This is a genomic window from Streptomyces sp. NPDC046379 (assembly GCF_055587785.1).
In genome coordinates this window covers 1-13,483 of record NZ_JBVJFP010000002.1, presented here as the reverse complement: position 1 = coordinate 13,483, position 13,483 = coordinate 1, and the positions used below count along the sequence as shown (strand labels likewise).

Here is a 13,483-nt window from a genome sequence, read left to right as displayed (position 1 = left end):
GGGCGCACCGCCGGGCACCGTCTTCCTACGATTCAGACTCCCCACGGATGACGGCGAGCACGCCATCCAGCTCATCGGGTTTCACGAGAACGTCACGCGCCTTGGAGCCCTCGCTCGGGCCGACGATGTTCCGCGACTCCATGAGGTCCATCAGCCGCCCGGCCTTGGCGAAGCCGACGCGCAGCTTGCGCTGGAGCATGGACGTCGAGCCGAACTGCGTGGAGACCACCAGCTCGGCCGCCTGGCACAGCAGGTCGAGGTCGTCGCCGATGTCCTCGTCGATCTCCTTCTTCTGCTTGCTGCCGACGGTGACGTCGTCGCGGAAGACCGGCGCCATCTGGTCCTTGCAGTGCTGGACGACCGCCTGGACCTCTTCCTCCGTGACGAACGCGCCCTGCATGCGAATGGGTTTGTTCGCGCCCATCGGCAGGAACAGCCCGTCGCCCTTGCCAATCAGCTTCTCGGCACCGGGCTGGTCGAGGATGACCCGCGAGTCCGCCAGCGAGGACGTCGCGAACGCCAGCCGCGAGGGCACGTTCGCCTTGATCAGTCCGGTGACCACGTCGACGGAGGGCCGCTGTGTGGCGAGGACGAGGTGGATGCCGGCCGCGCGGGCGAGCTGCGTGATGCGCACGATGGCGTCCTCGACGTCGCGCGGGGCCACCATCATCAGGTCGGCCAGCTCGTCCACGATCACCAGCAGGTAGGGGTAGGGCTGGAGCTCGCGCTCACTGCCCTCGGGCGTCTTCAGCTTGCCGCTGCGCACGGCCTCGTTGAAGTCGTCGATGTGCCGGTAACCGAAGGCCGCCAGGTCGTCGTACCGCAGGTCCATCTCCCGTACGACCCACTGGAGCGCCTCGGCGGCCCGCTTGGGGTTGGTGATGATGGGCGTGATGAGGTGCGGAATGCCCTCGTAGGCGGTCAGTTCGACGCGTTTGGGGTCGACGAGGACCATGCGCACGTCCTCGGGGGTGGCCCGCATCATCACGGACGTGATGAGGCAGTTGATGCACGAGGACTTGCCGGACCCGGTGGCGCCGGCGACCAGCATGTGCGGCATCTTCGCCAGCGAGTGCATGACGTAGCCGCCCTCGACGTCCTTGCCGAACGCGACCAGCATCGGGTCGTCGTCCTCGGCGGACTCCGCGAGGCGCAGCACGTCGCCGAGGTTGACCATCTCGCGATCGGTGTTCGGGATCTCGATGCCGACGGCGGACTTGCCGGGGATCGGGCTGATGATCCGCACGTCGGGGCTGGCGACGGCGTACGCGATGTTCTTGGTGAGGGCGGTGATCCGCTCCACCTTGACGGCGGGGCCGAGTTCGACCTCGTAGCGGGTGACCGTCGGCCCGCGCGTGAAGCCGGTGACGCGGGCGTCGACCTTGAACTCGGTGAAGACGGTGGTGAGCGACGCGACGATGGCGTCGTTGGCGGCGCTGCGCGACTTGCCGGGGCCGCCGCGGGTGAGCAGGTCGAGCGAGGGCAGGGCGTAGGTGATGTCGCCGGACAGCTGGAGTTGCTCGGCGCGGGGCGGCAGTTCGCGCGGGGCGGCGGGCGGGGTCTTGGTGAGGTCGGGGACCGCGGCCTCGGGCTGCACCGGCTCGGGCCGCCGGGGCTCGGCCTGCCGCGGCTCGGGGCGGGCGGCCGGGACGGGCGTGGGGGTGGGCTCCGCGCGGTCGGCGACGCCGACGCCCTGGGTGAGGTCGGCGACGACCGGGGAGGGCGGCATGCCGTGCAGGACGGCCCCGTCGAGCGCCGCGGCGGCGGCAGCGGCGACGTCCACGGCGTCCGGCTGCCGGTCCATGTCGGGCTGCGGCACGGCGGAGCGGCGCGGCCGGCCACGCCGCCGGGCGAGCGCCTCCTGCTCCACCTCGTCCGGGTCGTACGGCTGCCGTGCCGGGCCGCGCCTGCCGCGGCGCGCCGGCAGCGACTCCCGCCACTGCTGTTCGTAGCGGTCGTCGTCCTCCTCCAGCCCGTCGTCGCCGAACGCGTCGGTCCCGGGGTCGCGGAGCAGGCCGAGCTTCACGCCGAGCAGCCGCAGCCGCTGCGGCACGGCGTTGACCGGGGTGGCCGTGACGACGAGCAGGCCGAAGACGGTCAGCAGCAGGAGCAGCGGTACGGCGAGCACCTCGGTGACGGTGTACGTCAGCGGGGTCGCCGCGCCCCAGCCGATGAGGCCGCCGGCGTCCCGTATGGGCTGCATGCCGTCGGAGCGGGCGGGCGAGCCGCAGGCGATGTGGACCTGGCCGAGGACGCCGATGACGAGCGCGGACAGGCCGATGACGATGCGGCCGTTGGCCTCGGGCTGCTCGGGATGGCGGATGAGGCGCACGGCGACGACCGCGAGCAGGATCGGCACGAGCAGGTCGAGCCGGCCGAAAGCGCCGGTGACGAGCATCTCGACCAGGTCGCCGACGGGACCGCGCAGGCTGGACCAGGTGCCGGCGGCCACGACGAGCGCGAGGCCGAGCAGCAGCAGGGCGACGCCGTCCTTGCGGTGGGCCGGGTCGAGGTTCCTGGCGCCCTGCCCTATGCCGCGGAACACGGCGCCGACGGCGTGCGCGAGGCCAAGCCACAGGGCGCGCACCAGCCGGTAGACGCCGCCGGTCGGGCTGGGAGCCGGCTTGGGGGGTGCGGCCCTCTTCGCCGCGGCCTTCTTCGCCGGAGCCTTCGCGGGCGCCTTCTTGGCGGCGGCCCTCCTCGCCGGAGCCTTCGCGGGAGCCGCCTTCTTCGCGGGCTGCTTCTTGGCTGCGGAGGGACGTGAGGCCATGGGTGTGAGGTTACCTGGGGAGACGCCGGTGGACACGCGTGCCCACTGCTTCACCCGTTCGTGTCGTTTCGGCGGAGGCGCGAAGCTGACGCCCGTTCACGGGCGCGCCGCCGGACGGCCAACCGGCCTCACCCGTGGGTCAGTTCTGCGACGGCACCGACGCCGGCCCGCCGGATCCCGGCTCCAGGGCGTCCAGGGCCCGCCGCAACCCGGTGAGCTTGCGCTCCAGATGAGCCGCCGTGGCCACCGCGGCGGCGTCCGCCGACTCGTCGTCCAGCTGCTTGGACAGCGCCTCGGCCTGCTCCTCCACGGCCGCGAGCCGCGCCGACAGCTCGGCCAGCAACCCGGCCGGCTCCTTGCCGCCGCCCACCGCGTCCTTGCCGCCGCCCTCCAACTGGAGCCGCAGCAGCGCCGCCTGCTCGCGCAGCTGGCAGTTCTTCATGTACAGCTCGACGAACACGGAGACCTTCGCCCGCAGCACCCACGGGTCGAACGGCTTGGAGATGTAGTCGACCGCGCCCGCCGCGTACCCGCGGAAGGTGTGGTGCGGCCCGTGGTTGATCGCCGTGAGGAAGATGATCGGGATGTCCCGGGTCCGCTCCCGCCGCTTGATGTGCGCGGCCGTCTCGAAACCGTCCATGCCCGGCATCTGGACATCCAGCAGGATGACCGCGAAGTCGTCCGTGAGCAGCGCTTTGAGCGCCTCCTCCCCGGACGATGCCCGCACCAGCGTCTGATCGAGCGCCGAGAGGATCGCCTCCAGCGCCAGCAGATTCTCCGGCCGGTCATCGACCAGGAGGATCTTGGCCTTCTGCACCATGGCCCGCCCTCCTCGCCCCGGCAGTGCACCGGGCGCCGCCCCGTGGGACGACTCCGTTGCGCCGCCCATCCTCGTGCCGGTCATCGTAGCCGTACCCCGCTCATCGCCACACCCTGTCACCGCGATGTCACTGTGCACATAGCAAAACGCAGCGGAGGATCAGAAGGTTCCCTCGATGGGGTACGTCTACACGACCGGGGACGCCCTCCGTCACCGCCTGCGCGCGAACGTCACCGTTCATTCTCCATGCATCCACTGCTCCATCACCGTCAGCAGGTGATCGGGGTCGACCGGCTTGGTCACGTAGTCGGAGGCGCCCGACTCGATCGCCTTCTCCCGGTCCCCCTTCATCGCCTTCGCGGTGAGCGCGATGATCGGCAGACCCGCGAACTGAGGCATCCGGCGGATCGCCGTCGTCGTCGCGTACCCGTCCATCTCCGGCATCATGATGTCCATCAGCACCACCGCCGCGTCGTCGTGCTGCTCCAGCACCTCGATGCCCTCGCGGCCGTTCTCGGCGTACAGCACCGACAGCCCGTGCTGCTCCAGAACGCTGGTCAGCGCGAAGACGTTGCGGATGTCGTCGTCGACGATCAGCACCTTCTCCCCGCCGAACCGCACCCCCGCGCGCGGCTGCGGCTGCGCCTCCGCCTCGCCGCCCGTCCGCTGCTCGGGCGCCAGCGCGCGCGGCTCCCCGAAGGCCGCCGACGATGCGGCCCGGCGACGGCGCCGGAACAGCGCGGCGGCGCCGTTCTGGGTCTCGTGGTACGACTTCACCTCCGCCGGCGTCTCCCCCGCCGCCTCGGACAGCTCCGGCCACTCGGCCGGCTCCCCGGACGGCGCCCCGGCCGGCAGCTGCTGGTAGCCGTGCGGCGGCAGCTCGCTCGGGTGCAGCGGCAGGTACAGCGTGAACGTCGAACCGCGCCCCGGCTCGCTCTGCGCGTGGATCTCACCGCCGAGCAGCTGCGCGATCTCCCGCGAGATGGACAGCCCCAGCCCCGTGCCGCCGTACTTGCGGCTGGTGGTGCCGTCGGCCTGCTTGAACGCCTCGAAGATCACCCGCATCTTGCTCGCCGCGATGCCGATGCCGGTGTCCGTCACCGAGAACGCGATCAGATCGGCGTCCGGGTCGGTCAGCGAACCGGCCTCCAGCAACTGCTCCCGGATGCCGTGCGGGACGTCGTCCCGGGCCGGCCGGATGACCAGCTCCACCGAACCTGAGTCGGTGAACTTCACCGCGTTCGACAGCAGGTTGCGCAGCACCTGCAGCAGCCGCTGCTCGTCGGTGTGCAGCGTGGCGGGCAGCTCCGGCGACACCCGCACCGACAGGTCCAGGCCCTTCTCCGCGGTCAGCGGCCGGAAGGTGGCCTCCACGTAGTCGACGAGCTGGACCAGGGCGATGCGCGTCGGGGAGACGTCCATCTTGCCCGCCTCCACCTTCGACAGGTCGAGGATGTCGTTGATCAGCTGCAGCAGGTCGGAGCCCGCCCCGTGGATCGTCTCGGCGAACTCGACCTGCTTCGGCGTGAGGTTGCCGTCCGCGTTGTCGGCCAGCAGCTTGGCCAGGATCAACAGCGAGTTGAGCGGCGTCCGCAGCTCGTGCGACATGTTGGCGAGGAACTCGCTCTTGTAGCGCATCGACACCGCGAGCTGCTCGGCCCGCTCCTCCAGGACCTGCCGCGCCTCCTCGATCTCGGTGTTCTTCACCTCGATGTCGCGGTTCTGCCGCGCCAGCAGCTCGGCCTTCTCCTCCAGTTCCGCGTTCGACGCCTGCAGCGCCTTCTGCCGGTTCTCCAACTCCGCCGACCGCTCCCGCAGTTGCTCGGTCAGCTCCTGCGACTGCTTCAGCAGCACCTCCGTCTTGGTGTTGACGGAGATGGTGTTGACGCTGGTGGCGATCATCTCGGCGATCTGGTTGAGGAAGTCCTTCTGGATCTGCGTGAACGGCGTGAACGACGCCAGTTCGATGACGCCGAGCACCTTGCCCTCGAACAGCACCGGCAGCACGATCACCTGAGCGGGCGGGGCCTCGCCGAGCCCGGAGGAGATCTTCAGGTAGCCGCTGGGCGCGTCCTCCACCAGGATCGTGCGCTTTTCCTTGGCCGCCGTGCCGACCAGCGCCTCACCCGGCCGGAACGACGTCGGCATCGACCCCATCGAGTAGCCGTACGACCCCAGCATCCGCAGCTCGTACTGGTCCTCCTTGTCCGCGCCCGGGTCCTTGCCGTCGGAGAGCGGCATCGCCAGGAAGAACGCGCCGTGCTGCGCCGAGACCACCGGCGTCAGCTCGCTCATGATCAGCGAGGCCACGTCGTCCAGGTCGCGGCGGCCCTGCATCAGCGCGGAGATCCGGGCGAGGTTGCCCTTGAGCCAGTCCTGCTCCTTGTTGGCCATGGTGGTGTCGCGCAGGTTGGCGATCATCTTGTTGATGTAGTCCTGGAGTTCCTGGATCTCCCCGGACGCGTCCACGTCGATCTTCAGGTTCAGGTCTCCGCGGGTCACCGCCGTCGCCACCCGCGCGATCGCCCGCACCTGCCGGGTCAGGTTCCCGGCCATCTCGTTCACCGACTCCGTCAGGTCCCGCCAGGTGCCGTCCACGTCCCGCACCCGCGCCTGACCGCCCAGCTGGCCCTCCGTGCCCACCTCGCGGGCGACCCGGGTGACCTCCTCGGCGAACGACGACAGCTGATCCACCATCGTGTTGATGGTCGTCTTCAGCTCCAGGATCTCGCCCCGCGCATCGATGTCGATCTTCTTCGTCAGGTCGCCCTTGGCGATGGCCGTCGTGACCATGGCGATGTTGCGGACCTGGCCGGTCAGGTTGGACGCCATCTGGTTCACCGACTCGGTGAGGTCCTTCCAGGTGCCGGCCACACCCGGCACATGCGCCTGACCGCCGAGGATCCCGTCCGTGCCCACCTCGCGGGCCACCTTCGTGACCTGCTCGGCGAACGAACTCAGCGTCTTGACCATCGTGTTGAACGTATCGGCGAGCTGCGCCACCTCACCGCGCGCCTCGATCGTCACGGTCCGCGTCAGGTCGCCGTTGGCGACCGCCGCCGCGACCTGCGAGATGTTCCGCACCTGCATGGTGAGGTTCTTCGCCATCAGGTTGACGTTGTCGCTGAGGTCCTTCCAGATGCCCGTGACGCCCGGCACGTGCGCCTGGCCGCCCAGGATGCCCTCGGTGCCCACCTCGCGCGCCACCCGCGTCACCTGGTCGGCGAAGGACGACAGCTGGTCGACCATCGTGTTGACGGTGGTGACCAGTTCGAGGATCTCGCCCTTGGCGTCGACGGTGATCTTCTTCGACAGGTCGCCCTTGGCCACCGCGGTCGTCACGTCGGCGATGCTGCGCACCTGCACGGTGAGGTTGTTCGCCATGAAGTTCACCGACTGGGTGAGGTCCTTCCAGGTGCCGGAGACCCCCTGCACCTCGGCCTGACCGCCCAGCTTGCCCTCGGTGCCCACCTCGCGGGCGACCCGGGTGACCTCCTCGGCGAACGACGACAGCTGGTCCACCATCGTGTTCAGGGTGTTCTTCAGCTCCAGGATCTCGCCGCGCGCGTCGACCGTGATCTTCTGCGACAGGTCACCGCGCGCGACCGCCGTGGCGACCTGAGCGATCTGCCGCACCTGGGCCGTCAGGTTGCCGGCCATGCCGTTCACCGAGTCGGTCAGGTCCCGCCACACGCCCGCGACGCCCGGCACCTGAGCCTGACCGCCCAGTCGGCCCTCCGTGCCCACCTCACGGGCCACCCGCGTCACCTGGTCGGCGAACGCGGAGAGCTGGTCGACCATCGTGTTGACGGTGTTCTTCAGCTCCAGGATCTCCCCGCGCGCGTCCACGGTGATCTTCTGCGACAGGTCACCGCGCGCGACCGCCGTCGTCACCTGCGCGATCTGCCGCACCTGCGCGGTGAGGTTGCCGGTGATGGAGTTGACCGAGTCGGTCAGCTCCTTCCAGGTGCCCGACACGCCGTCCACGCGCGCCTGACCGCCCAGCCGGCCCTCCGTGCCGACGTCCCGCGCCATCCGCGTGACCTGGTCGGCGAACGACGACAACTGGTCCACCATCGTGTTCACGGTGTTCTTCAGCTGGAGCATCTCGCCCGACACGTCCACCGTGACCTTCTGCGACAGGTCGCCGTTGGCCACCGCCGTCGTCACCTGGGCGATGTTCCTCACCTGACCGGTGAGATTCCTGAACGCCGTGTTGACGGAGTCCGTGAGGTCCTTCCACGTCCCCGCCGCCCCCGGCACCTGCGCCTGGCCGCCCAGCTCGCCCTCGTCGCCGATCTCCCGCGCCACCCGCGTGACCTCGGAACCGAACGCCGACAGCTGGTCCACCATCCCGTTGACGGTGTTCTTCAGCTCCAGCATCTCGCCGGCCACGTCCACCGTGACCTTCTGCGACAGATCACCGCGCGCCACGGCCGTCGTCACCGCGGCGATGTCCCGCACCTGCGTCGTCAGGTTCCGGAACACCGTGTTCACGGAGTCCGTGAGGTCCTTCCACGTCCCCGCCGCCCCCGGCACGTTCGCCTGACCGCCGAGCCGCCCCTCCGCGCCGACCTCGTTGGCCACGCGCGTGACCTCGTCCGCGAAGATCCGCAGCGTCTCGGTCATCTGGTTGATCGTCTCGGCGAGCTGCGCGACCTCGCCGCGCGCCTGCACCGTCACCTTGCGCGACAGATCACCGTTCGCGACCGCGGTCGTCACCTCCGCGATGCCGCGCACCTGGGCCGTGAGGTTCCCGGCCATGGTGTTGACGGAGTCGGTCAGCTCCTTCCACACGCCGGCCACCCCGGGCACCCGCGCCTGACCGCCCAGCTCGCCCTCGGTGCCCACCTCACGGGCCACCCGCGTCACCTCGGAGGAGAACGCCGAGAGCTGGTCCACCATCGTGTTGACGGTTTCCTTCAGCTCCAGCATCTCGCCGGCCACGTCCACCGTGACCTTCCGGGACAGATCACCCTTGGCAACGGCCGTCGTCACCAGCGCGATGTCCCGCACCTGCGCCGTCAGCCGGTTCGCCATGGTGTTGACGGACTCCGTCAGGTCCTTCCACGAACCCGACATGCCGCGCAGCCGCGCCTGCCCGCCCAGCTTCCCCTCGGTGCCCACCTCGCTGGCCACCCGCGTGACCTCGTCGGTGAACGTCGACAGCTGGTCGACCAGGTTGTTGACCGTCCGCCCGACCTTCAGGAACTCCCCGCGCAGCGGATGCCCGCTCCCGTCCGGGGCCTGCGTCCGCAGCTCCATCCGCGGCGACAGATCGCCCTCCGCCACCGCCGAGAGCACCCGGCCCACCTCGGACACCGGCCACACGAGATCGTCGACCAGCGCGTTCGACGCGTCGATCGCCGCAGCCCAGGACCCCTCGCAGGCCCCCGTCTCCAGCCGCTCCGTGAGCTTCCCCTCACGCCCCACCACCCGCCGCACCCGCGACAGCTCACCGGTCACGTGCAGATTGCGGTCGGCCACCTCGTTGAAGACGGCCGCGATCTCCGACATAACGCCGTCGCCGGACACCGTGAGCCGCTTGCGGAAGTTCCCGTCGCGCATCGAGACGAGAGCCGCCAGCAGCCGGTTCAGGGATGCAGTGTCCACCTCGGTGGTGCCGCTGGGGGGCACCCGCCTGCTGCTCGGGGACGGTCCGCCCTTCGCGCGCGGCTTCGTGCCCCGCGTCGCTGCGCCAGACTCCACTGTGTCCCTCCCGCGGGGATCGACCATTTCGCTGTGCTCTGTGCTCGGGTACAACGTCTGTGTACTGCTGTTACTTCTCTTACTTCTGTTCCGCACGCCCGCCGGACCGAACCGGACCGCGCCAGGGGCTGCTGCCCAGTTCCGGGGAACGCACTCGGCCTGCCCGGACCTCTCTCGACAAGCCTGCCCAGTGTTTCACCCCGGCTGAACCCGGCCATAACCGTTCGGCAGCTTCGCACATCGTCCGCACACCCTTCAGGGCGTAAACCACACGGACCGGCATCCGCACGGCCCGTGAAGGTAAGTAACCTTGCATGCGGCTGTCCAGCCACGCCGGTCCGTCCGGCCTGGGCGGTGGCACGGATACGAGCGGGCATCGGAGGGGCGGCCGCAATGACCACCGGACTGATCCCGGGGGGACAGCCCCCGGACCCCCGGCCGACGGACAGCATGCCGTCGCAGGCGCGACGCGAGCCGGTCGGCCCCGCAGCCCAGCACGTCGAAAGCAGGTCGAGGAGTTCCGTGATCACCGCGCGCGCGGCCGCCAGTTTCGAGCCCGTCGGGCGCTCGGTCGCCTCCGCACGCTCCTTCGTCCGCGACACCCTCCAGGGCTGGGGGTACGCCGACGTCGTCGACGACGCCGTGGTCCTCACCAGCGAACTGGTCACCAACGCCGTCGTGCACGCCGGCACCACCGCCGACGTCCTGTGCCTGCGCACCGAGTCCGGCGTACGCATCGAGGTCGCCGACCACTACCCGGAGCGCGAGGTCCCGCTCCAGTCCTCCGCCGTCAGCATGGGCAGCCCCGACCGCGAGGGCGGCCGCGGCCTCCAGCTGTGCGCGGCCCTGGCCGGCCACTGGGGCGTCGACTACACGCCCACCCACAAGAAGGTCTGGTTCCAACTCGACCTCCCCGAGCGCACCGTGGGCACCCGCGCCGCCGGTCCCTCCCTCCCGGCCGACCTCCTCCCGCTCGCCGACGGCCGCGTCCGCGTCGCCGTCGTCCAGGTCGACCGCGGCGGCGCCGTCGCCGCCTGGAACGAGGACGCCGAGGACCTCTTCGGCTACCAGGCCGAACAGGTCGTCGGCAAACCCCTCACCGACCTCGCCGCCTGGCCGCACACCCCCGGCACCGGCACCGGCATCGCCGAGGCGCTCCAACTGTCCCGCTGGGAAGGCAGTTACGGCATCCGCAACGCGGCCGGCCGCGTCGTCCCCGTCTACGCCTCCCACCTGCGCGTCCGCGACTCCGCCGGCGAACCCTCCACGGTCTGCCTCCTCGTGCGCGACCACGAACGCGCCGTGCTCCAGACGCCGATGCGCCTGGCCTCCTCCGACACGAGCGTCACCGCCGAGGGCCAAAGCACCGACCCCTTCGAGGTGTTCATCGGCTCCCCCGCCCCCGACGACCTCGACGGCCTCCTCCAGCGCACCGTCGAACGCGCCCGCGACATGCTCGACGGCGACGCCGCCTTCCTCCTCCTCGCCACCGACGACGAAACGGAGCTGGAGGTGCGCGCCTCGACCGGCCTGCCCTCCGCCCGCCAGCGTTTCGCCCGCGTTCCCGTCGAGGCCGGCCCCGGCCGCTACGGCTCCGCACGGATGCCGGCCGTCCACGACGACCTCACCGCGGTGCCGGGCGCCGTGCCCCTCCTCCACGGCACGGGCATGCGCTCCGTCGTCACCGTCCCGCTCAAGGTCGAGGGCCGCCTCACCGGCTCCCTCGGCGTCGCCGCCGAATCCCCCGGCCGCTACTCCAACGAAGAGGCGCTGCGCCTGCAGTTCGCCGCCGACCGCATCGCGCTGGCCGTCGAGTCGGCCCGCCTCGGCGAACTGGAACGGCTGCGCCGAGGCTCGCTCAGCTTCCTCGTCGAGGCCTCCGACCTCCTCGCCGGCACCCTGGACCGCGACCAGACCCTCGCCCTGATGGCACAGATGACGGTGCCGACCCTCGCCACCTGGTGCGCCGTCTACACCATCGCCGACCAGGCCTCGGAGCCCTACCTCTCCTACGTCCTGCACGAGGACGAGGAACTCATCGACGGCATCAAATCCCTCCTGGCCAAAATCCCCCCGCCCGACCCGGTACCCACCCCCGGAGCCCGCGTCTGGTCCGCCCCCTCCCGCGCCGCACACGACGCGGCACTGCGCTCCTCCATGCGCAGCCTCGGCCTCGACGAGCCCACCACGGTCAGCTCCGGCATCGGCACCACCCACGCCACCGCCTCCGCGGTCGGCGGCGAGACGGTCGTGCTGCCCCTGGTCGCCCGCAACCGCGTCATCGGCATGCTGACCCTCGGCAAGCCCACCGACGAACACTTCCGCCAGGAGATCCTCGAACTCGCCGAGGACCTCTCCCGCCGCGCCGCCCTGGCCCTGGACAACGCCCGTCTCTACTCCGAGCGCACGGCCATCAGCCAGTCCCTCCAGCGCAGCCTCCTTCCCCCGGAACTCCCCACGATCGAGGGCGTCGAGGTCGAGGTCATCTACCGCGCGGCCGGCGAGGGCAACGAGGTCGGCGGCGACTTCTACGACGTCTTCCCGATCAGCGACGGCGCCTACGGCTTCGCCATCGGCGACGTCTGCGGTACGGGCCCGAACGCGGCGGCCGTCACCGGCCTCGCCCGGCACGCGCTGCGTCTCCTGGCCCGCGAGGGCCTCAGCGGCCCGGCCGTCCTCCAGCGCCTCAACTCCGCCATCCTCGACGAGGGAGCCCGCAGCCGCTTCCTCACCCTCCTGTACGGCGAGCTGCGCCCCCAGGAGGACGGCAGCGCCGAACTCAAGGTCGTCTGCGCCGGCCACCCGCTTCCGCTGCGCCTGCGCCAGGACGGCACGGTGGAGGCGGCGGCCGAGCCCCAGCCGCTCCTCGGCGTCCTGGAGGACCTGGACCTCTACGAGGAGACGGTCACGCTCGACCCGGGCGACGTCCTGCTGTGCGTCACGGACGGCGTCACCGAACGCCGCGAGGGCTCCCGCATGCTGGGCGACGACGGCCTCGCCGACGTGCTCACCACCTGCACCGGTCTTACGGCGGGCGCGGTGGCCGCCCGCATCATGCGAGCCGTGGAACGCTTCGCCTCGGACGCCCCGTCCGACGACATGGCCATCCTGGCCATGCGCGTCCCGGGCCTCCAGAACGGCTGAAGGCCCCCGCCCAATCGGGCGGAGGCCTTCCTCTTCTTCGCTGAGCCCCCAAACGGAATCGAACCGTTGACCTTCTCCTTACCATGGAGACGCTCTGCCGACTGAGCTATAGGGGCCGGTCACCTTTTCGAGGTCTCCCTCGCGGCAACGAAATAGATCATACCCCGAACAGACTGGTGCTCCCAACCACGACCGTGCCGAGCGCATTGCAGGCGGAGACGATCCGCTGCATGTCCCGCTTGGTCAACGAGCCGTCCACCGGCAGCGCCAGCGTCTCGCCCGCAGCTCGCTCGGTCTCCGGCAACGACACGCACTGCCGGTACTCGGGCATCCGGTGGACCGGCGTCTTCACCGGCACCCGGCAGTCGACGCCCCGCGCCCGCAGGGCCTGCGCGAAGGCATCCCGATCGGGCCGCCCGTTGCCGGGCACCCGCACCACGTACTGCTGATAGGTGTGCCCCGCGGCCCCGTCGGGGGTCTGCACACCCTTCAGCTTCCCGTCCAGATAGGCAGCCCGCTGCCTGCGCTGCGCGACCTCGTCATAAGGAGCCTCGGACTCCCCCTGCTCCAGCACGAGAATCCCGTGCCGCTGCCCCACGGCACGCAGCCGCACCAGGTCCGCGGGCCGACCAAATCGGTGGACGACGACGACGGCCGCGGTACGCGGGCCGACGACCGCTTCGACGGCCGACGGGTCCAGGCAGTACGACACCGGGTCGATGTCGGCGAACACCGGGCGCGCACCGGCCAGGGTCACGGCCTCGGCGACTTCGACGTTCCCGAAGGCCGGCACGACGACCTCGTCACCGACTCCGACGCCGGCGGCCCTGAGCATTGCAGCAGTACCCATGTCGCGGATCGTGGTTGCGCAACGTGAACTCGAGGTGACGGACAATAAAAAAGGGCTGGACCCGGAACCGAAGTTCCGGGTCCAACCCTTTTAAAGATTGTTCGGCGGCGTCCTACTCTCCCACAGGGTCCCCCCTGCAGTACCATCGGCGCTGTAAGGCTTAGCTTCCGGGTTCGGAATGTAACCGGGC

General features: G+C 70.5%; 5 protein-coding genes, 1 tRNA gene and 1 rRNA gene. 1 reads left to right on the top strand and 6 read right to left on the bottom strand.

Annotated elements, in window-relative coordinates; genetic code table 11:
* Window positions 1-25: 25 nt before the first annotated feature.
* The 3 genes from ACZ6KF_RS04095 to ACZ6KF_RS04085 form a co-directional block, all read right to left on the bottom strand.
* Window positions 26-2,770: a DNA translocase FtsK gene (locus tag ACZ6KF_RS04095; protein ID WP_356636841.1), complete on the bottom strand. Its 2,745-nt coding sequence runs from the start codon at window positions 2,768-2,770 to the stop codon at window positions 26-28.
* A 139-nt stretch (window positions 2,771-2,909) separates the two neighbouring features.
* Complete coding sequence (locus tag ACZ6KF_RS04090; protein ID WP_356636843.1) at window positions 2,910-3,590, bottom strand: response regulator; 681 nt, start codon at window positions 3,588-3,590, stop codon at window positions 2,910-2,912.
* Between the two features lie 237 nt (window positions 3,591-3,827).
* Window positions 3,828-9,299 carry a HAMP domain-containing protein gene (locus ACZ6KF_RS04085; RefSeq protein WP_469158377.1) on the bottom strand — a complete coding sequence of 1,824 codons (5,472 nt, stop codon included), beginning with the start codon at window positions 9,297-9,299 and terminating at the stop codon, window positions 3,828-3,830.
* A gap of 393 nt (window positions 9,300-9,692) precedes the next feature.
* Here ACZ6KF_RS04085 and ACZ6KF_RS04080 point away from each other — a divergent pair, with 393 nt between their 5' ends.
* The gene (locus ACZ6KF_RS04080) at window positions 9,693-12,443 is read left to right on the top strand and encodes a SpoIIE family protein phosphatase (RefSeq protein ID WP_356636847.1); all 2,751 of its coding nucleotides are present in this window, start codon (window positions 9,693-9,695) and stop codon (window positions 12,441-12,443) included.
* Window positions 12,444-12,486: 43 nt separating this feature from the next.
* Here ACZ6KF_RS04080 and ACZ6KF_RS04075 read toward each other — a convergent pair.
* The 3 genes from ACZ6KF_RS04075 to rrf form a co-directional block, all read right to left on the bottom strand.
* Window positions 12,487-12,559: transfer RNA gene (locus tag ACZ6KF_RS04075), tRNA-Thr, on the bottom strand.
* Window positions 12,560-12,600: 41 nt separating this feature from the next.
* On the bottom strand, window positions 12,601-13,278 hold the full coding sequence (locus ACZ6KF_RS04070) for a DegT/DnrJ/EryC1/StrS family aminotransferase (RefSeq protein WP_356636851.1): 678 nt from the start codon (window positions 13,276-13,278) through the stop codon (window positions 12,601-12,603).
* A gap of 114 nt (window positions 13,279-13,392) precedes the next feature.
* Window positions 13,393-13,483, bottom strand: a 5S ribosomal RNA gene (gene rrf / locus ACZ6KF_RS04065); the annotation flags it as partial.